The organism is Candidatus Neomarinimicrobiota bacterium (assembly GCA_036476315.1).
Taxonomy (GTDB): Bacteria; Fidelibacterota; Marinisomatia; order Marinisomatales; family S15-B10; genus JAZGBI01.
In genome coordinates, this window is the sequence record JAZGBI010000045.1 from 19,080 (window position 1) to 38,882 (window position 19,803).

A 19,803-nucleotide genomic window follows, 5' to 3' on the forward strand; every position below is an offset into this window, starting at 1 on the left:
GAAACCTACAGGATATGCGCGAGCAGAGGAGGCTTGCAATCGTCAAACCGGCGAAGACCGGCTTGCTCAGCTGCTTCTACGGCCATGTGGAATTCAACTGTGGAGGTGGGACGGTTGATTCCTTTGTATGAAGTCTCCCCCACCCTGTGGGCAGGACGGTACTGATTCATGATATTGACAAAGGTGTCGGGCGACACTTCCGATGAGAGAAACTCGAAGATGCTCCGGGAATCATCCAACATTCCGGGCATCACCAGATGACGCACCAGAAGCCCGCGCACCGCAAGTCCCCTTTCATCAAACTGTAAATCCCCTACTTGACGGTACATCTCCCTGATGGCTGCCCTTGCAATCACGGGGTACCTGGCGGACTTCAAATATCGCTTTGACATTTCTTCCTCCCAGATCTTGAAATCGGGCATATAAATGTCTACGAGGCCCTCCATGATTTCCAGACTTTCCAGAGAATCGAAAGAACCGGTATTATAGACTAGGGGGAGACGGAGACCTCCCTGGATGGCAATGGGTAGTGCCTCGACGATCTGCGGCACCACATGTTCCGGTGTCACAAAGTTAATATTATGACACCCTTTCTCCTGGAGTTCCAGCATCATCTTCGCCAGCTGCTCGGGCACCACTTCCACACCACTATGACGCTGGCTGATGTCAAAATTCTGACAGAAGACGCATTTGAGATTGCAGTGGGAAAAAAAGATCGTTCCGGAACCCTTCCATCCGCGAAGACAATCCTCTTCACCAAAATGGGAGAAATAGCTGCTCACCATGGCATAGCGGCCGCTCATGCAGACGCCCCGTCCGTTCTCCAGCCGGTTGACGTCACACTCCCGGGGGCATACGCGACATGGGCTCAGCATGGAGAGAGCCTTCTCAACCTTCTCATCCAGAACGCCGGATTCGTAAGTCTCAAGATAGGCAGGCCATGAAGATGGTTTTTTCTGAAATGTCATTTCTCAGGAAATTGCTTAACGCACCTTTTGCCCATGTCACCCAGATCAAATAGTATCGGTTGGCATTGTCAAATGCTCCATCGTCGTTTCAGTCTTTGCTGGCAGACGCCTCGGCAACACGGAGCTTAGAATCAATCATTTCGCCGTGGCTCAGACCGAGCAAGTAAGCAAGTTTGTGAATGAGATAGTCTTCATGCTCATCAAGAATGCCATCCGCATAGATGACCGCCCATAGGGTATCCAGTATCCCAAGTTTCTCGTCCCGATTGCAGTTGTCACCGATAAGCTTGCTGAACTGCCAGAGATCGATGCTGGCTTTCCGTTCCTCCTCCGCAAGCTCAATCACCTTTTCCGCGTCCTTGCGGGTCAAACCAAATTTCTCTTCCATAGTCCTGATAATGTCCCGCATTTCACCATCGGTGAATTCACCATCCGCTTGAGCCATTTCGAGAAGAAGGGCACAGACTGCCAACGGCACAGGATCCGGCCCCTTGGCCCCACCGGACTGATCTTCATCAACGGCAATGTACTGACTGACGAATGACTTTATTCTAAACAGCATAAGTGAGCTGACACTTACTCGGCACTGAGCAATTCCACCTCGAATATCAACGTGGCGTCGGGTGGAATGGGCTCGATTCCTTCTTCACCGTAGGCGAGTTCAGGTGGTATGATGAGCTTCCGTTTTCCTCCAACCTTCATTGTTGCCACACCTTCGTCCCATCCTTTGATCACCCGTCCCACACCAAGTACGAATGAAAACGGTTTCCCGGAGCCTACTGAGCTGTCAAATTGTGTTCCATCCTCCAGCCATCCCGTGTAATGAACGGTAACGTATCGATCTGGCTGGGGGGATTTGCCCGTTCCTACCACCATGTCCACGTATTTCAACCCTGATGAAGTGGTGACCTCATTACCGGCGTCTTCTTTTGAGCACCCCAGGAATATCAGCAGCCATACCAGAACTATCCCCTGTTTCCTCATGTATCCTCCCTTCTTCATATGAATAGTTGAATAGACGGTAAGTGTAAGATGATTTGACTAAAAATCCTAAACGAGAGATGGTGTACTTAGTAAATTCCAGGTGCATTCCCTCGCGTTCCTGAACCAGAGGGAGAACTGAAATGAGACAATTCGTTCTCATCATCATTCCACTGTTCTTGCTCCTGTCGTGTTCCGAGAGGAACGGGTTGACAACAACATACTATCCCAACGGAAATAAGAAGGAAGAAGGAAAACTTAAGTACGACAAGAGGGACGGACCATGGACCTGGTGGTACGCAAGCGGTCAAAAGCGGGGGGAGGCTGTTTATACGTACGGCAGGAGAAACGGATCCAGTGTCTGGTGGTTGGAAAACGGAGAAAAGGAACGGGAAGGAATGTTCAAAAACGACAAGCTCGACGGGAGGTGGATTTTCTGGTACGACAGCGGCCAGAAGAAGACGGAGAAAAACTTCCGGATTGGAACTGTGGAAGGCAGATATGTTAGTTGGTTTGAAAACGGAAATCGGAAGCAGGAAGGAACATACAAGCGCGATAGGAAAGATGGGAAGTGGACCTACTGGTATAAGAACGGCCAGCCACGGAGAGAAGAAAACTACAGAGAGGGAACGCGTGATGGAAAATGGTTCTGGTTCCGCCGTGACGGTTCACAAGGCCTGGAGGGCAACTACAAGGATGGAAAAAACCACGGACTATGGGCAGCCTGGTACGAAAATGACCAACTGGAATTCCAGCAGCATTACAGGGACGGCGAAAAGGTGGGTACGTGGACCTACTGGAACGATAGGGGAGAAGTCGTCAAAGTGGAACATCACGAATCCGCGCTACTTTCCGGAAGTGAAAAATGAGATAAAAACAAGCGCCTCGGCGGTCCCGTCCAGCGTTGGCTCATTCGTAGAATAGTCCCAGAGATCATCATGGTACACCGCCAGTTCGTCTTCTTTCGAGAGACGAATGCCCTTTGAGAAGAGCGAGCATTGACAAACCCATGGAAAATCTGAGAAATTGGTTGACGTATATTGTCCATACCGTTGTTCGATAAACTTATGGGATCAGATGAGTGGTGCCGACCTTTCGGATTCTGCTCCAGCCCACCTGGTGTAGGTTAAGAGTCATAGGCATGCCGAATGGCTAGGCGCGTACATCATCTTGCGTCAGCCAGCGCCTTTACTTCACTCGCCAGTCGATCCCCCAGCTCATCCTTGTGAACCTCCAGCTCGTACCTCGCCTGAAGATTCAACCAGAACCGCTCTGATGTGCCAAAGTACCGGGAAAGTCTCAGTGCGGTATCCGCCGTAATGGCTCTCTTCCCGAGAACGATTTCATTGATCCGACGAGGGTCAACATTGATATCCCTTGCGAGCCGGTATTGGCTAATTCCCATCGGCTTGAGGAACTCTTCAAGAAGGATCTCCCCCGGATGGATTGGTTCGATTTCCCGCTTGTCCATAGTTACCTCCTCACGAATGATAATCTGTTATCTCAACCGAGTACGCATCGCCTTCACGCCACTCGAAGCAAATGCGCCATTGATCGTTGATACGTATGCTATGCTGACCTGCACGAGATCCTTTCAGCTTCTTCAGACGATTCCCGGGTGGGATTCTTAGATCCTGCAAGGAATCAGCAGCGTCAAGGACAAGAAGTTTTCGGAGCTCATGGCGCGGGATCTGCGGCGGAAGCCTCCTAGGTCTCTGGCCGCAAAACAGCTTCTTTGTGTCTGAATCAGCAAAGTGCTTGATCACTACAAAGAATATTAGCGTACTACACTATTAGTGTCAAGCACTATGAATGCCCGTGCAAGATCTGTTTGCTAAACTACTTCGCTCAATGTTTTCTTTTCTCAAGACCATATTTATCATATTTCTCTGTGAGCTCTGTCCCACCTGCCTGCGGGCAGGCAGGTTAAATGCGAAGCTATTTAATCGGAGTGGCTTCGTGGTAAACGGTTTCTTCTCATCTGCACCAGTACAGCACCCACAGCGGCAATCACAATGCCTGTTCCTTCAATGGGCGTAATCTTCTCACCAATGAAAACCCATGCCAGGATGGCAATTTGAATCAGCATCGTTCCGTTTATGATGCTGGATTCCATTGCTGTTAACGTCCTGAGGGTCACATTCCAGAGAGTGAAAGCGAAAGCCGTATTAATGACAGCCAGCCATATCAGGTACATAAAACTTCTGGGACTTACACTTGGCAGCCCCTCCGTTGTAAGTCCGATGATCAGAAGAAGAGCTGACCCTATTCCCATACTCACCAGTGTCACCACCAGGGGACTGATATTCCGGTTTCGATTGATGTCCCGTCCCAGTACGGATGCCCAGGAGTTTGCCAGCACGCCCACAGTCATAATCACCAATCCCCACGCCTCGTTACCGGTCAGCACAACGGGATAGAAGTACGCAATCATGCCGATGATAAATAGAGATACACCCGTCCACTGGAGCAGTGTTGGCCTTTCTTCGAGAAGAAATATTCCACCGATCGCCACAAACAGTGGAGTGAGGTTAAGAATGAGACTAACGGTGACGGCTGGTAATAGGGAAAGGCCCAGGAACTGTGCGCCCTGGGTCACCGTGTAGAATACGAGGCCTAACATGACCAGTTTTTTCCACTGGTGCGTCGTTAACCTCTTTATCTCCTCGAGGTGTTTCCTCGTCAGAATAAAAGGGACAAAGCAAACGAAGGCTATGACATAACGCAGGCCCGCAAACGTTATGGGTGGGATTTCCAGCAATCCCCACTTAATGATAATGAATGAAGTTGACCAGAGGAAGGTAACCAGAAGCGCTTGAAGAACTGCGATCAGGTGAGGAAAGACCAACATCTCCCGCCCCGGATTTCTGCATTGTCGGGGCTATTCTTTTTTCGTCTCATCGGGCTTGCGAACCCAGGAACGCCGTTCTGTGAAGGATTCGATCTTCAAATCCGCCCAATCATTGATGATTTTCCTAAGTCGTTCAACGTGCTCCGGCTCGTCTGACAGTTTCTCTTCCATGGATTGGATCAGCTCCTCACGGATCTCCTGTATTTGCCCATAACTCATGACGGATTCTCCTGTCCAGGATTCCCGTTCGGCCCGCTTGGCTTCTCTGCGGGATTCCACATGAGCCAGTTGATGCCTCTTCCCAAACAAAAATACCACAAGCAAAACAATCAGGATTATGAAACCGATTATGATCTCATTCATGGCTAATCCTCACTGCAGAGTCACCGGAATTTTTAACACGGTTACCCAGTAGAGAACGACCATACCCACCATGACCATGAGTGCTACAGGCCACGCGGGGATGGCCAAGCGAATGAAATCCTTGGCTTCCAGTTGGCCACTTGCGTAGACAATGGAACTTGCCGGCGTGCCAATGACGAGCCAGTATGACAGGGACGTGGCAATAGCCAGGGCCACACCCACGAGAAGAGGATTTGTAGAGGAACTTTGTGCCATGTCCAGGACCACAGGACCGATCACTGCCACGGTGGCTCCGGCGCTCATCAAGTTCGTGAGTCCAGCACCCATCGCCACCGCCAGGAGTACCAGGGCAACGCCCGATTTGATGCCTAGAGGGGCTACCGCGGTGAGGATACTGTCCGCCAGCCATCCGGCGGCGCCGGAAGACTTGAAAACGGATCCGAGACTTATGGCACCAGCATACAGAATTATGACGCCCCAGCTTACATTGGTTTCATAGTCTTTCCATGAGGTGAGCCCCAGTAGCATGTACAAGACGGCGCCGGTGATGGCTACACCGCCAAGGCCAAGAGAAAACCCAAGCAAGTGCCGGGTGATCGACTTGTCCGTAATCCAGAGATAAACTACGAAGATCATGATGGCCAGGACCACCCACTGCCTGAACGTCATTTTTCCGTGCTTTTCCAGATCCCGTTTCAGAGTTGTGACGGCACCGGAAAGGTCATTCACCTCAGGTTTGAACAGCAACGGCAACAGAAAGGCCATTACCACCGACATCACCACGGTGTAGAAAACACCCATGGAAATCCACCGCATGAAGGATACTTCGATCCCGATGTTGGATAAGAACCCAATCATGATAGCATTTCTGGCTCCCCCCGTGGGGCTCATGGGGGCACCTATCATGCAGCCCATCGCGATTGACATCATGAGCAACTTTCCCAACCTCGGTGCCGGCACTGTCTTATTGGTCAGTGTAAAAAGCGCCAGCGCTATAGGAATGTACATGGGAGCAATCGATGCTTCATTGATGAACGCTGATGGAATGGCCGTCCCCAGGAGAATGCCCAGGACGATCATCCGGGTCTTCGTGCCCGAGAGTTTCACCACCAACATGCCGATCCGCTTGTCAAGCCCGTATTTCACCAGTGTAGCCCCGATAGCCAGGGAACCGGCAATAAACCAGACAGCATCATGGGCGTAGGTGGAAACGATCTCCCCGGGTGGCGTGACTCCAAAAAATAGCTGGACCAGGCCGATGATGAGTGCCACAGCCGGCATAGGCACGGCCTCCGTGGCAAAGAATACCACTCAGGCAGCTAGGAGGGCGATTATGGTTTTGATATGCGTGGCTTTGATGGCAATTGTTGCAGGATCAAGATGGCTGAAAAGGACTTCAGCTTTGGCCGTCATGGAGACCGGGGTGGGCAGAAAGAAGCGTATCACCACGAAAAGGGAGACACCGACGGCCAGCCATTTGAAGTTGGTGGTTTTTGCGAAACCGCCCGAGGAACTCTTCTCAGAAGTGGGCATTGTTTTCGGCAAATATGACGCAGCAGATAGTTCCACGCAAGAAAAAGACTGTCCTCCCCAACTATCTGGTGTATTTAGACATGCAAGTCGTAAATTCTCGCGGCTGGTGTCTTCAGACTCCTTGATCCAGGGGGGATCCTCGATAATTTTCTGACAGAATAGACCTAAGAAAGATCAATGCATAAGTTGGATGGAAAAGTAGCCCTGGTGACTGGCAATTCACGGGGAATTGGACCCTACATATCCCGGACCCTTTCCCGGGAAGGTGTGACCATTGTGGGAGTAGCCCGTTCCGCCGAAGGACTGGAACGAACTGAGGTGGATATACGGGCTCAAGGAGGAAAGTGCTATTCCCTCCCCTTCGATCTGACTCAGCTGAACGACTTACCCGATCTCGTTGAACGGGCGACATCCGTGGCCGGAGAGATCGATATCCTGATTAACAATGCCGCTTTGGAATCCTACAAATATTACGTTAACAATGACCGAGAAGACGTCTCATCCATTCTCAAGTTAAACTTGAGGGTACCCATGGAATTGAGCAGATTGATGCTGCCGACCATGCAAGAAAGAGGGGGACATATTGTCAACGTCGCATCCCTGGCAGGGAAAAAGGGAATCATCTTCAATTCGATCTACTCAGCCAGTAAGTCAGGTTTGATTACCTGGACTGACGCCATGGACCAGGAATTGAGGGGAACAGGGGTTGGCATTTCCGTCATTTGCCCCGGGTATGTCCGGGGGGTCGGTATGTTTGCTAACAGTCATCTGGAAGCTCCCCGTTTGCTCGGGACGTCGAGTCCCCAGTCGGTGGCCGACGCTGTCCTCAAGGCCATCAAGGAAGAGAAGTCTGAAATCATTGTCAACCCGGGTCCCATAAAGCCCCTGCTTGCCCTTGGGCAACTGATTTCTTCTTCCTTTGCCTACAAGATTGTCAGGTGGTTCGGAATCGTCGAAATGAACAAAAAGCGTGTGGCAATGCAAGAAAAGTTGGAAAGAAGAGACGACGGCTGATCTGGTGTGGGCTGGGAACTCCCCCTAGTCCCGCAGGATGGTGAGTGGAATTTCAGTGAGGCTCAAAAGATTAATAGCAGCTCTGTTCTTCTTGCTCACGGTTTCTCAATCCAATTCCCAGGTTCACCTGGGCATAAAATTCATCGGACCGACCATTCACCTGAAGAAAAGCCCGCATCCTCATTTGTACCAGAGGAGGCTGGACAGGAATGGATTCCTGGTGCTGAACGTTGGGATTATCGTATCATTCGAGGTATTCCTGTATAAGGACATGGTCTCACTGAAAATGGTTCAGGGAGTCCTGTCAGATTGTGCCGAACATCTCGCAGGATTTTCACATATCGGCTTAAGGGGAACCCTCGCTGGTAAGAATCACTCCATAAGTATAGGTAACGGTCCCACCGTTTTCTACCGGAAAGACTGGCGGTCCTTGCCCGGCTATGTAGATGAGGGAATATTCAAAAGAAAACGGGGCTGGCAGTATGTCTTTTTCTGGCATGCGGGAGAAGTGGAATACAATTCCCACATTAACGGAAACTTCACTCTATCAACAACAATTATTCCCGGTCCTCCCGAGTTCGTCGCGCTGGCCTCCGGAGTTCGTTATTAACTGCAAAACACCGTACTTTTTTCCGTCATCATTGGCCTACTTTGTCGCTGTGAATACGGGGGTTTTGATCAAAGAATGATGACGCACTTGCTCGCAGGAAAAAAGGGGGGCTACAAAGGTCTCATTCTCCTGTTGCTAAGTTCTCTGTGCTGGAGCCAGACATCACCCTACCCTGATCAATTCCACAGCATCGAAGGGGCTGATTCCTTGCTCCATGAAGCGGTAGCGGTTGATGGCATAACATTTGATGATAATGAGCACGGAATAAGACTCCAAGATGATGGATTAACAGGATCTATCATTCTGAATGATCGGAGTAGTCCGGTGCCATTCAACCTTGGTCTTCCTTCCTGGAACGGTACCGCACCTCATGATAGCACCGCCTTTAGAATTTTCATACGGTTTCCGCAGGACTCGGGTTCCCATAACCTTTTATGGGGATTTTCAGTATTGAGTGGTTTTTTCTTGACTTTACAGGAAGACCATGGTATCCTAATCAGGATGGGTGCGCTATACTCCTGATTTCCATCTAATAGCGCAAGTCCTTTGTGAAGTAGCAAGAGGGGTGGTAAGCAGGTGAAAAAATACCGTAGGTGCGTCGTGTGGGCCGCTTTATTGTATCTGTGCATTCCCCCACACTATCTCCTTGGGGGACGGCTGAGTTCTTCTCCTGGTTCCGTCAGGAGGATCTGGTTTTCTTCCACGGCATGGTCCACGGGAGATACCACCGGGGGCTCAGATGTGTGGGGGTACGAGGCACCTGACGGGGAAGAGTATGCCATCATGGGCGTCCGGGATGGAGTGGCCGTGGTGAGGGTCTCGGACATGAGCACTATCGACGTCTTGCAGGGTCCGAAGGACAATGATTACTACTACCACCGAGATATCAAAACCTACGACCATTACGCCTACGTGGTGAATGAAATGCCGGGTACAAATGAAGGCTTGATGATACTTGATCTTAACTACCTTCCCGACAGCGTGCGGTTTGTGGGAAGTTATTCCGGCAATGGTCAGGTCCGCTCCCACAACCTCTCCATCGATACGGAAACGGGATACGCCTATATCGTGGGACAGGACTACTCCGGCTTTCGAATCGTGAGTCTGGAAGATCCAGAGAGTCCGGTAGAGGAGGGGTACGTTGCCACGCCCGATATTCACGATGTTTTTGCCCGGAATGATACACTCTATGTGGCCGAGGGGTCCAACAGAACTTTTTCCATATATGACTTGAATGACAAAAGTAATCCCCTGCTGTTAACTCGAGTATACATCCCCTCGGAAGGTTACAGTCATAACATCTGGCCAACGGATAATGGGGACTATGTTCTCACCACGGAAGAGACTGCTAATCGGACGGTGAAAGTGTGGGACGTCCGGGATTTGGGGAATGTCCAGCTCGTGGGAGAATACCTCGGAGGAAACCGCCTGGCCCATAACGTGCATGTGAAGGGATCTCTGGCTTTCATTTCCCACTACGCCTATGGCATAACAGTGGTGGATCTCAAGGATCCCGCTAATCCCTATGAGATTGCCTCATTTGACACCTATGGAAAAAATGACGGCGGGGGTTTTTACGGCTGCTGGGGAGCTTATCCCTTTGCCTCCAGCGGGCATGTGTACACCAGCGACATTGAGGGGTATCTTACCGTACTGAAGTTTCCTGATGATTTCATAACACTACGCGTGGCGAATATGACAGTGGGACCCGCCTATGTGGCTCCTGGTGCCGGGGAGGTTGAGATCACCGCCGAACTATTCAGCACCTATGATTCCTCTTTTTCCGTGACGGCGGACGTTATGGCCTTTGATTCCGTGTCCGTAGATATGTTTTCCCTTCTGGACGATGGTGCACACCATGACGGGGAAGCAAACGACAACATCTGGGGAGGATCGTGGTCGGCCGATACCATGGAGGCCACCTATCACATCCGGATAGGGGCACAACAGGACGGCGTCACCGTTCCCGTGCGAAATCCGTCGAAGATCCCCTTTACCACTATCGGTCCCATTGTGTATGATGAGACCATCTTTCTGACCGACACCGTTGCCAATGCGGGGGACAACCTGATTCTGAGGGTGGCGTTGAAAAATGAAGGGTCCACAACCTCGGCGACTGAAGTAAAGGGGGTGTTCACGTCCGGCCATGATTGCGTGACGGATCTAAATCCTTCGAGTCTCACCTACGGGGAGATCGCAGCGGGCGAAACCTCCGTTCCCTCTAAGGGCTTTCTGGTGTTGCGAATCTCAGAGACATGCCCATCAGGAACCGATATTCCAGTGGGTGTCGTCATTTCTAGCGAAGGCAATTCTTTCTGGGAGGACAGTTTCTCGGTCCATGTTGAGCCCGAGGTGAGCGTCGCGGAGACGAAAGGTCAGGTACCAGAGACTTACGCGCTGCACCCCAACTACCCTAATCCTTTTAATCCGATAACAGCATTGCCGTATGACCTTCCGAGAAGGGCCCACGTGGATCTCACCATTTACGACATTCTTGGTCGGCCTGTGACGACCCTCGTGCGGGGTGTGGAAGAGCCTGGATCTAGGTCAGTTGTATGGGATGGAACAGATGATTTCGGAGAACCTGTCAGTGCCGGAGTTTACCTCTACCGCATCTCCGCAGGATCCTTCGGACAGGCCCGCCTGCCAGCCACTCACATTGTGGGGCAGGCAGGTGATTTTGTCCGGACCCGGAAAATGATTTTACTGCGATGATTCTTGGCATCTAATATCCCCTGATTGCAGAACACAATTTATCGTACAGAGTTTTCCAAAACACCGTGACTGAGGCAATATGGACATTTGAGCTGACAGCGTACCGGACTTGAAATCCACCGATGGTAAACAGCGGTAACTCTTATGAAGACACTCCTTCGGCAGGGGTTTTTTCTTGACTTTTCTTGTCTTACAAAGGATATTGTCTATCACGGATGCAACAACAACAAAGACTTGGGTGGCTGTTTGCCTTTTACATTCAGGGAGGGTAGTCATGTGAGAGTTTCATTGGGATACGTTTTTCTTATTGGGATTTTCGTCACCTCAATAATTACAGGTACGATCATCAGAGTCCCCCAGCACCCGCTGAAGAATGCATACACCTTCCAAAGCCAGTTACCGCTCAATCCACTCATCGAGGAAATGGTCAATATGGTCTCAGAGGATGAACTTCTGAACAATCTTGAATCACTGGTGGGGTTCCACACTCGCCATACGTCATCGGACACTTCCTCAACCGATACTGGGATCGGGGCGGCTCGGAATTTCATATTGAGCAGTTTCGAGGAATATAGACAAGCCGGCGGAGGCTCTTTGGAAGCCAGTTTCTTCGTTTTCCCGGCAACTGTATGTGAAGTCGTCAATTCTGCCCACAAGAATGTCCTGGCCACCATACCTGGGATTTCCACCCCTGAAAGGGTGTTCATGGCTAGCGGACATATGGACAACAGACCCATTGACATCTGCGATTTCACCTCCTTCGCCCCCGGGGCGAACGATGACGGCAGCGGAACGGTTGTATCCATGGAGCTGGCCCGAATATTCAGTCATTTTACAGACAGCTTTGAAAGCACAGTGATCCTAATGACAGTCACCGGCGAAGACGAAGGACTCTACGGGAGCACCGCCTATGCAGATTGGGCCCTGGAGAACGACCTGGGTATTAATGGTATGATCACAAATGACGTGGTGGGAAACATAGAAGGATGCGTGGATCCGGAGTGTCCCACGGGAGAGGAAATTATCATAGACAGCACAAGTGTGAGGCATTTTTCCGGTGACCCGTCCACGTCAACTTCCCGACAACTGTCCCGATACATGAAGCTCAAGGCGGAGCGGTATGTTAATGACGTGGATTGGACTGTCAATCTGATCCCAAGCATTGACCGGCCAGGGCGGGGCGGGGACCACATGCCTTTCTACAATAATGGATATCCCGCGGTAAGGTTTACGGAACCCCACGAATATGGCGACGGCTCTGGACTAAACGGTCGTCAACACAACGAAACGGACCTGGTGGAGTTCATGGATATGCCTTATCTCGCCCGTATCGTGAAAACAAATATAGCTGGCCTGGCATCACTTGCCATGGCCCCGGACCGACCCAAAGATCTGGTGGCTGAGGACCCGGGAACGGGGACACAGATCCTGATGACCTGGCCTTTCACTCAATCTGAAGCGGATTTCTCCGGCTACCGTGTCGCCTATCGGTCGACGTACCCTGAAGAATCCCTTTTCTACAACGATATAATTGACGTAGGAAATGTGAACCAGTATACCCTCTCGGGCCTGAAACCCAATGTCTCCCTTTATGTGAGCGTTTCCGCCTATGACACGTCAGGGAATGAGAGTGTCTTCTCGGACGAGGTCCTACTTGCCCCCATTGTCGTGGAAGAAGTCAGTGTTCTTCCGACTTATGTAACACCTGGCAAAGATTCCGTGGTCGTGACTGGTGTTGTCGTGAGTGACACATCTGGACTTACCCTTTACGCCGAGATAGAGACACCGGATGAGAGGCCACTTGACTCACTTCGTTTGTATGATGACGGGACTCACGAGGATGTCGCAGCAGGAGACGGTCTGTTTGCGAACGTCTGGCCGGCCCCACCGATCGACGAACAAGTTTATTTTGTCGATCTCCATATTACAATAAGTGACAGCGACACAGTCACTTCTGAGCTTGATAACGTGCAATTATTCACCACTATTGGCCCTCTTGCTTATGAATCGGTAGTGCCTCTAAATGATACCATTCCGAACCCCGGGGAGAACTTAATATTTAGGGTCAATCTAAAAAATCATGGGTCAACAGCCACCGCAACCGATGTTACCGCACAACTAAGCTCCAGTCATACGTGTGTGAATGAACTGATCGCAAACAATGCGGGTTGGGCTGACATCCCTGCCGGAGAAAGTTCTAATATGACCTCTGGCTTTTACATTTTGAACATCGCAGAGACCTGTCCAGGGGGAACAGATATCCCCATTGATATGTCTATCGCCAGTGAAGGTTACTTTTTCTGGAGTGATAGTTTCACTATACACGTATACGACATAGGGCCAGTTGAAATAGCAAATCAGGAAGGGATACTTCCCGAGGTACACGCCCTGCTTCAGAACTACCCTAACCCCTTCAACCCAGTCACAACCTTACGGTATGATCTACCTGAGCGATCTGAGGTTGTGCTAACGGTTTATGACATCATGGGCAGAGAGGCCAGGACGTTGGTTCAAGGTATGGAAGAGCCGGGATACAAGTCGGTCAGCTGGGATGGCACTGATGATTCTGGCAATCCTGTGAGCGCAGGAGTTTACCTGTACCGCATCTTCGCCGGCGGGGTCCTTCGGACAGGATCCTTCGGGCAGGCTGGTGATTTTACTCAGACCCGCAAGATGTTGCTACTCAAGTAGCCTTCTAGAACCTACCCAATCCCCGCCTACGGACTATGAGTCCGTTGCCCGAATGTCGGTTTACCGACGAGCCTCTACCCTTTCCGTTTCCCTTGTATCCACAGAAACCGTATCCATAATCTGGTAATATTTGGCTTTAGTTGACAGAGTCTCACGGAGTTCACCCAATCAAATAACCCCGCCCTCTCCCAATGAGAAAGTGGGGTCTTCGATGAGCTTGCACCTCGTCCGTCTTCATTTCATCATGACGGATAAATAGTGGAGCGTAGAAGTGCTTGCTCGTCGTAACGAAGTGTAAACGAGTACCCTGGGCCCGACTCCCCGCCAGCCAGCGAGCAGGGAACCTGTGGCCTACGGATCATCCAGAGGAACCTTCGGAGAAGAGCGCTGCTGGCATCACAATTTATTGACGTGCGAGACGCATTTCAATCTCATTTGCATCCACCAATCCGTATCCACTTTCGTGCTGTTCGGTTGGTTTTGAAGGCACTTGATATATACTTGGCTAATGAGGAAGTTTCTCATTACTATTCAGCGGTTAGTGAATCTTAACGAGGTGGGGCTGTTACAATGGCGGGTAAAGGATTGTCGCTCAGTATATCCAGTGGATGCGCCTTTCAGTGTGGGTCGTTTCTTCCGTTATAAATCTTCCCGTTCTTGAGAACCAATGACTATTCATTTCTACGCCCGCAATCAAAGTAACCTTGTGAAGAATGAATGGGTATTTCCGGAACCCATGTCGCTTCCCGATCGTGATGATCGCAGGATGTGAGGATGAAGCAATTGAAACCAACAGTTCTTGGTTTGGCATTCACGCTGTCCATAACGGCTTGGACTTGCACAGGGCCACCTGGGCTGTTACCTAGAGCGGGCGTTTCCATCCATCCCGAGAATCCAGTAATCATTATTCCGGGAATAATGGGAACACAGCTGATTGATCCGGAGACAGGGGACGTAGTCTGGGGAAAAATTTTTGATCTGAAAGCTATGGGACCTCATGAAGCGCTCATAAACCCGAACAGGGATGGCATTGAACTTCCCATAAATCGCAGGCCGATTCAGCACAACCGAGACAAGCTCGTTCCGAGTTCGATAGTTACCCGGTTCGAAATGATTAACCGGGTCCTGGAAGTGAAAGTGTATCAAGGACTTGTTGAAACGCTGTCGAGCTGCGGACTCCACAAAGGAGACATTCAACACTGTACAGCCCAGGACAACCTGTTTCTTTTCCCTTATGATTGGAGGCGGGACCTGGTGGAATCAGCGATTCTTCTTGGGGAGCGTATCGAGGCGATCAAAAGGGTCTACCGTAATCCCGATCAGAAGCTGACGATCATCGCCCACAGCATGGGAGGCCTTGTTGCAAAATACTACCTGATGTATGGCCAGAAGGACGTGATCACTGGAGTGGATGATGTGAGCCAGCTACCTCAGCCAGATTACTCGGGTGCTCGAAACATTGACAAGATTTTTTTCCTCGGAACCCCTCACCGCGGTTCTGCTTATGCGTTCAAAGCATTGCATGAGGGTGAATACCTCATGCCCCTTCTTTCCGTTTCCAGCTGGGCAACCTTCACGATGCCATCTTTGTACGAAATGTTGCCCCTTGACTCAAAAACATTCATCCGTGACCGGCAAGGAAACTCGCTTGATATCGATATCCACAATATTCAAACATGGACGGAATACGGGCTTGGCATTTTCAACGATGTGGAGTGGAAATCTTTCGAGCACCAGTGCTCTATTCTCTTTCCTGAAAAGGGAGCAGAGCTTGCACGCTCGAGATGGTTTGAATTCAGAGATTTCATTCATGATGCTCTTGTGCGCGGAAAGTTTTTCCAAGCTACTCTCGCGAAATTGGATTGGGATAAAGTTGAGACGGATCATTACATAATTGCTGGGAATTGCTATCCTACCTTGAGTGGAGTGGAGGTTGTAGAATCGAAGTCTGGCAAAGCGGAGTTTCGTGCTGTGAAGAGAAAACTGTTCAAGGAAAAGTACTATCTTACTGACAAGGGCGATTACACGGTGTTATACCGAGATCAATCGCCGGAGATTGACTCAGCCAGGGGTGTTCTGACCGGCTGTTTTACGCACCGGCGGATGCCCAGCTATCGTGAGGTCCAGCAGTTGATTATTGAGAGCTTGCAGTTAGAAAGAAAATCCCCCGGCTAAACAGTCATTTTTGAAGTGCAATCACGCATTCTTTTAGACCACGGTTTTGAACGCGTTGCCAAGATCGTATCGGCGGTGATCGTCGGTTTTCTTCTTGGATAGCTTTTCTAAAGGTAGACTTGGAAGATCCCGAATTCAGAAAGAAAAAGTTGAGTATTGCTGATGCATATTATCAATCGAAACGAGCCCAAGTGATGTATACTTATTGGCTTGCGGAAAGACTGAAAGATACAAATATCACGGCCAATTGCATCCAGGTACCTGCAGTCCGAGTGGATGTTAGTAGATATTCGAACCTCCCCTCAATCATGAGATTTCTCTACTCGCTCAAGAGCAAATTCGCTTTGACGTCTGAAGAGATGGCAGAAACATATACTTATCTGGCGACTTTATCCAGACCCGCAAGATGTTATTGCTCAAATAGCCCTTTCTAATCTCCCAATCTCCCGTCTACGTACTGTGAGTCCGTTGCCGTGAAGCCAGTTTACCGACGAGCCTCTACCCTTTCCATTTCCCTTGTGTCCATAGAAACCGTATCCATAATTCTGCTTTTCAACACATTTTGAGTCTGCTGCTAACGTGATTTATGGCCGTTGCCCTCTGTAATTGTGGTTGAATTTGCTTTGGGGTTTTGTAAGTTTAATTGTGCTGGTGATTCCCAATCCATATCGTCAATGATCTCATCCACATTTCACATCATAGCACGCCCCCAGATGGCCAGGAACGAATCATGAAAGATCACTTGGGATGTTGAAACTCATCGGCACTTCCCTTCTCACTGCCGCTGTCATGTTTTTGTTTACCCTTGTATCGTTAAGCTGCGAGATTAAGAAGGAGAACCCCTATACGGAATGGAGAATGTATGGGGGTGACCCGGAGGGGAGCCGTTATTCAGACCTTGACCAGATCAATCGCTCGAATGTTCACCAACTCCAAGTGGCGTGGGTTTACCACACCGGAGACAAGCGAGATGATCCACCTTCCACCATCGAATGCAATCCGATTGTCGTGGACGGAGTCATGTTTGTCACCTCCCCTTCTCTGAAGGTCATTGCCCTGGATCCGGTGACCGGGGAAATGATTTGGACATTCGATCCATTTGAGGGAGAGATGGCGAAAGGAATCAGCCGTGGCGTCACGTATTGGGAGGACGGAGACGATAAGAGAGTTCTCTTTACGGCAGGTTCCAGGCTTTACGCCCTGGATGCGGAAACCGGGAGACCGATTCCCGACTTCGGTGATTCCGGGACGGTGGATCTTCGAAAGGGGTTGGACAGGGACATAACAGGACTCTCTATAGGTGCAACGACACCGGGAATTATATATAACAATCTCATTATTCTTGGTTCGTCGGTGGGTGAGGGACCACAACCGGCGGCACCGGGTCACGTCCGTGCCTTTGACGCGCGGACTGGCGACAGAATGTGGATCTTCCACACGATTCCACACCCCGGGGAGTTTGGGTATGAAACGTGGGCAGAGGATTCCTGGAAAACCGCCGGTGGTGCCAATAACTGGGGAGGTATGACACTTGACCAGAAGCGGGGATTGGTGTTCATCGCCACCGGATCTCCCAGCTTCGATTTCTATGGTGGTGACCGTCACGGCAAGAACCTGTTTGCCAATTCGATTGTTGCCCTCAAGGCAACCACCGGGGAACGTGTCTGGCATTTCCAGACGGTCCATCACGATCTTTGGGATTCTGATCTGCCGTGCCCCCCCAATTTGGTTACGGTGGATCCCGACGGGTCGGGAAGGCCAATAGATGCTGTTTCACAGGTGACTAAAACGGGCAACGTTTTCCTGCTGAACCGTGACACCGGGGAGCCTCTGTTCACCGTCGAAGAGCGGCCGGTTCCATCTTCAGATCTGGAAGGTGAAGAGGCATGGCCTACTCAGCCGATTCCTCTGAAACCGCCCCCATTCGCTCGGCAGGCTTATACCGAAGATGAGGTGACAGATATATCACCGGAAGCACATGAGTTTATTCTCCGACGGTTCAAAGAGGCAAGAGGTGGTGAGATTTTCGTGCCACCAAGCCAGGAAGGCACCATTGTATTTCCCGGATTCCACGGAGGTGCCAACTGGAGCGGTGCCTCCTTTGACCCAACCACAGGGATCTTATATGTCAACTCAAATGAAATCCCCTGGATCGTAACCATGAAGAAGGTGATCTCTGACCAAGGCGCGTCCCCTGCTCCCGCAGGCGAAGACATCTACCGCATCTACTGCGCGAGCTGTCACGGCCTGGACAGGGAACAAGATGATCTACCCACCTTCTCCTCGATTCAGATCATAAAGAGAAATATTCCTGAGTCGGAAATATTGCAGTTGATCGATCACGGGCAGGGGCAGATGCCCGCCTTTCAGAATCTCTCGGATCAGGAGAAAGATGCTCTGGTTGCGTTTCTGTCCGGGAAAGAAGAACAGATTGGCCCGGAGATCAAGTATCCGTACCCCTATCTCTTCACCGGCTATCATCGCTTTATAGACCAGGACGGGTATCCGGCGGTCAAACCTCCCTGGGGTACTCTTAACGCCATCAACTTGAACACGGGAGAAATTGTCTGGAAAGTTCCCCTCGGGGACGTTCCAGAACTAGTGGATCGCGGTCTTTCACCCACCGGCACGGAGACCTTTGGGGGCTGTGTTGTAACGGCCGGCGGATTGGTGTTTATTGGAGCGACCAAAGATGAAAAATTTCGCGCCTTTGACAAAGACACGGGGGAAATGCTCTGGGAAACATCACTGGAAGCGGGGGGAATGGCCACGCCCTGTACGTACGAAGTAGCGGGCAAACAGTATGTTGTGATCGCCGCCGGTGGTGGCGCCGGAAAGCGCGCCCGGGGAAAACTGGATAAGAAATCGGGGGATGCCTATGTGGCCTTCGCCTTGCCCTAGCACCGTGATCGAGGTTGAAATCGAAAACATCGGAGTCATTCGCAACAAGGCTGTTCCGATGAAACCCAAGGATTAACCCAACTCGGGTTTATCTGACAAGCTGCTGCAAGTTGGGTGATAACTGGGTACGTTTGGTTGGAGAATGATCGGATTCACTTCCTTTTTTCATAGCTAGGGAGCAGATATGTCCCTGGCCTCTCTTTCTATTGCATTTGATTTTGGAGATTGTATATTTGAATTAGCTTGTTGGTGTTTCGAGACTTCACTTGTCTCTATCTAAAATGACACCTTACTAGTAAGGTGAGAAACAAAATCCACGAAAAGGAGGAGATCAGTATGGATAAATCGTTGAGGAATATCAGCTTTATTGCAGTTATAGTTGCTCTCATAGCCCTATCGGTCACAGCCACTGCACAAGAGACAGAAAAGAAAGCTGAAGAAAAAAAGGCAGAAGTGGCTACGATAAGTTTTGTGACCTCAGGTGGAGGTTGTGGTGATGCAGGAGCTTTCTGTTGTCTTCATCACCAGAAGGGATCTAAAGAAGCCCTTGAGAAAGTCAATGGAGTTACAAAGGTCGTCATGGACGCTGAAACGAAGCAGATCTGTATAGACTATGAGAAGGGAAAGTTAAGCTTAAATGAATTAGCTGAAACTGCGAAAGAGGCTGGTCACGATCTGGTTTTGCAGTAATTAGATCAACTACAGGTTCACATAGCATGGAAAGGGAGCAGGCATTGTCCTGTTTCCTTTCCTCTTGTTGGTGTAATCCTTACTTATTTTAACAATCAGAAATTCCCTGATTGATTCTTATATGATTTTGGTTTAACATGATTTAAGATGGGTACTATCCATACAGGATAGCTGAGATTAGACCCTTACAACCTGAACTGGGTAATGCCAGCGGAGGGAAATGAGAAACAGACTATCAGAACCGTCTTCGGTTTGAGGGCGTTTTCTGTTTTCTCTCAGACTCCCGCTGTTCAGTCGAAGTAATTTCTTTA

At 50.2% G+C, this 19,803-nt stretch carries 17 protein-coding genes and 1 riboswitch; of the genes, 8 read left to right on the plus strand and 9 right to left on the minus strand.

Annotation, left to right across the window (positions count from 1 at the left end):
• Positions 1 to 5: 5 nt before the first annotated feature.
• From V3U24_04535 to V3U24_04545, 3 genes are all read right to left on the minus strand, one after another.
• Positions 6 to 968, minus strand: coding sequence for a radical SAM protein (locus V3U24_04535; protein MEE9166714.1), 963 nt, complete (start codon positions 966 to 968; stop codon positions 6 to 8).
• An 88-nt stretch (positions 969 to 1,056) separates the two neighbouring features.
• Positions 1,057 to 1,530, minus strand: coding sequence for a TerB family tellurite resistance protein (locus tag V3U24_04540; protein MEE9166715.1), 474 nt, complete (start codon positions 1,528 to 1,530; stop codon positions 1,057 to 1,059).
• Positions 1,531 to 1,544: 14 nt separating this feature from the next.
• Positions 1,545 to 1,952, minus strand: coding sequence for an FKBP-type peptidyl-prolyl cis-trans isomerase (locus tag V3U24_04545; protein MEE9166716.1), 408 nt, complete (start codon positions 1,950 to 1,952; stop codon positions 1,545 to 1,547).
• A gap of 140 nt (positions 1,953 to 2,092) precedes the next feature.
• On the opposite strand from V3U24_04545, the gene V3U24_04550 reads away from it, so the two are divergent.
• On the plus strand, positions 2,093 to 2,818 hold the full coding sequence (locus V3U24_04550; protein ID MEE9166717.1) for a toxin-antitoxin system YwqK family antitoxin: 726 nt from the start codon (positions 2,093 to 2,095) through the stop codon (positions 2,816 to 2,818).
• A gap of 296 nt (positions 2,819 to 3,114) precedes the next feature.
• Here the strand turns inward: V3U24_04550 and V3U24_04555 are convergent, their stop codons facing one another.
• The 6 genes from V3U24_04555 to V3U24_04580 all read right to left on the minus strand — a co-directional run bounded on the left by V3U24_04555 (position 3,115) and on the right by V3U24_04580 (position 6,696).
• A complete protein-coding gene (locus V3U24_04555) occupies positions 3,115 to 3,420 on the minus strand; it encodes a HigA family addiction module antitoxin (GenBank protein MEE9166718.1) in 306 nt (101 codons plus the stop codon).
• 10 nt (positions 3,421 to 3,430) lie between these two features.
• Entirely contained in the window at positions 3,431 to 3,715 is a 285-nt protein-coding gene (locus V3U24_04560) for a type II toxin-antitoxin system RelE/ParE family toxin (GenBank protein MEE9166719.1), read from the minus strand.
• Positions 3,716 to 3,891: 176 nt separating this feature from the next.
• On the minus strand, positions 3,892 to 4,800 hold the full coding sequence (locus V3U24_04565) for a DMT family transporter (GenBank protein ID MEE9166720.1): 909 nt from the start codon (positions 4,798 to 4,800) through the stop codon (positions 3,892 to 3,894).
• A gap of 30 nt (positions 4,801 to 4,830) precedes the next feature.
• Positions 4,831 to 5,163 carry a hypothetical protein gene (locus tag V3U24_04570; GenBank protein MEE9166721.1) on the minus strand — a complete coding sequence of 111 codons (333 nt, stop codon included), beginning with the start codon at positions 5,161 to 5,163 and terminating at the stop codon, positions 4,831 to 4,833.
• Between the two features lie 9 nt (positions 5,164 to 5,172).
• Positions 5,173 to 6,474, minus strand: coding sequence for a DASS family sodium-coupled anion symporter (locus tag V3U24_04575; protein MEE9166722.1), 1,302 nt, complete (start codon positions 6,472 to 6,474; stop codon positions 5,173 to 5,175).
• Positions 6,475 to 6,696, minus strand: a complete 222-nt coding sequence (locus V3U24_04580; GenBank protein ID MEE9166723.1) for a hypothetical protein — start codon at positions 6,694 to 6,696, stop codon at positions 6,475 to 6,477. It lies immediately after the preceding gene.
• A gap of 177 nt (positions 6,697 to 6,873) precedes the next feature.
• On the opposite strand from V3U24_04580, the gene V3U24_04585 reads away from it, so the two are divergent.
• The 7 genes from V3U24_04585 to V3U24_04615 all read left to right on the plus strand — a co-directional run bounded on the left by V3U24_04585 (position 6,874) and on the right by V3U24_04615 (position 19,492).
• Positions 6,874 to 7,710 (plus strand): SDR family NAD(P)-dependent oxidoreductase, encoded by an 837-nt coding sequence (locus V3U24_04585; GenBank protein MEE9166724.1) that lies wholly within the window; start codon positions 6,874 to 6,876, stop codon positions 7,708 to 7,710.
• A gap of 55 nt (positions 7,711 to 7,765) precedes the next feature.
• The gene (locus tag V3U24_04590; GenBank protein MEE9166725.1) at positions 7,766 to 8,320 is read left to right on the plus strand and encodes a hypothetical protein; all 555 of its coding nucleotides are present in this window, start codon (positions 7,766 to 7,768) and stop codon (positions 8,318 to 8,320) included.
• A 576-nt stretch (positions 8,321 to 8,896) separates the two neighbouring features.
• Complete coding sequence (locus V3U24_04595; protein MEE9166726.1) at positions 8,897 to 11,035, plus strand: choice-of-anchor B family protein; 2,139 nt, start codon at positions 8,897 to 8,899, stop codon at positions 11,033 to 11,035.
• A gap of 276 nt (positions 11,036 to 11,311) precedes the next feature.
• Positions 11,312 to 13,726, plus strand: a complete 2,415-nt coding sequence (locus V3U24_04600) for a M28 family peptidase (GenBank protein MEE9166727.1) — start codon at positions 11,312 to 11,314, stop codon at positions 13,724 to 13,726.
• Between the two features lie 918 nt (positions 13,727 to 14,644).
• Positions 14,645 to 15,901: a hypothetical protein gene (locus V3U24_04605; GenBank protein MEE9166728.1), complete on the plus strand. Its 1,257-nt coding sequence runs from the start codon at positions 14,645 to 14,647 to the stop codon at positions 15,899 to 15,901.
• A gap of 747 nt (positions 15,902 to 16,648) precedes the next feature.
• Positions 16,649 to 18,802, plus strand: a complete 2,154-nt coding sequence (locus V3U24_04610) for a PQQ-binding-like beta-propeller repeat protein (protein ID MEE9166729.1) — start codon at positions 16,649 to 16,651, stop codon at positions 18,800 to 18,802.
• A gap of 336 nt (positions 18,803 to 19,138) precedes the next feature.
• A complete protein-coding gene (locus V3U24_04615; GenBank protein ID MEE9166730.1) occupies positions 19,139 to 19,492 on the plus strand; it encodes a hypothetical protein in 354 nt (117 codons plus the stop codon).
• 137 nt (positions 19,493 to 19,629) lie between these two features.
• A riboswitch (TPP riboswitch) is annotated at positions 19,630 to 19,728 on the plus strand.
• The last annotated feature ends 75 nt before the right edge of the window (positions 19,729 to 19,803 follow it).

What these genes read in the sequence shown, in the direction of transcription:
- V3U24_04555 (MEE9166718.1), bottom strand. Translation starts at nt 3,420, where the DNA reads ATGGACAAGCGGGAAATCGAACCAATCCATCCGGGGGAGATCCTTCTT.
- V3U24_04610 (MEE9166729.1), top strand. Translation starts at nt 16,649, where the DNA reads ATGTTGAAACTCATCGGCACTTCCCTTCTCACTGCCGCTGTCATGTTT.
- V3U24_04615 (MEE9166730.1), top strand. Translation starts at nt 19,139, where the DNA reads ATGGATAAATCGTTGAGGAATATCAGCTTTATTGCAGTTATAGTTGCT.
- V3U24_04580 (MEE9166723.1), bottom strand. Translation starts at nt 6,696, where the DNA reads ATGCCCACTTCTGAGAAGAGTTCCTCGGGCGGTTTCGCAAAAACCACC.
- V3U24_04550 (MEE9166717.1), top strand. Translation starts at nt 2,093, where the DNA reads ATGAGACAATTCGTTCTCATCATCATTCCACTGTTCTTGCTCCTGTCG.
- V3U24_04545 (MEE9166716.1), bottom strand. Translation starts at nt 1,952, where the DNA reads ATGAGGAAACAGGGGATAGTTCTGGTATGGCTGCTGATATTCCTGGGG.
- V3U24_04585 (MEE9166724.1), top strand. Translation starts at nt 6,874, where the DNA reads ATGCATAAGTTGGATGGAAAAGTAGCCCTGGTGACTGGCAATTCACGG.
- V3U24_04605 (MEE9166728.1), top strand. Translation starts at nt 14,645, where the DNA reads ATGGGAACACAGCTGATTGATCCGGAGACAGGGGACGTAGTCTGGGGA.
- V3U24_04570 (MEE9166721.1), bottom strand. Translation starts at nt 5,163, where the DNA reads ATGAATGAGATCATAATCGGTTTCATAATCCTGATTGTTTTGCTTGTG.
- V3U24_04535 (MEE9166714.1), bottom strand. Translation starts at nt 968, where the DNA reads ATGACATTTCAGAAAAAACCATCTTCATGGCCTGCCTATCTTGAGACT.
- V3U24_04565 (MEE9166720.1), bottom strand. Translation starts at nt 4,800, where the DNA reads ATGTTGGTCTTTCCTCACCTGATCGCAGTTCTTCAAGCGCTTCTGGTT.
- V3U24_04540 (MEE9166715.1), bottom strand. Translation starts at nt 1,530, where the DNA reads ATGCTGTTTAGAATAAAGTCATTCGTCAGTCAGTACATTGCCGTTGAT.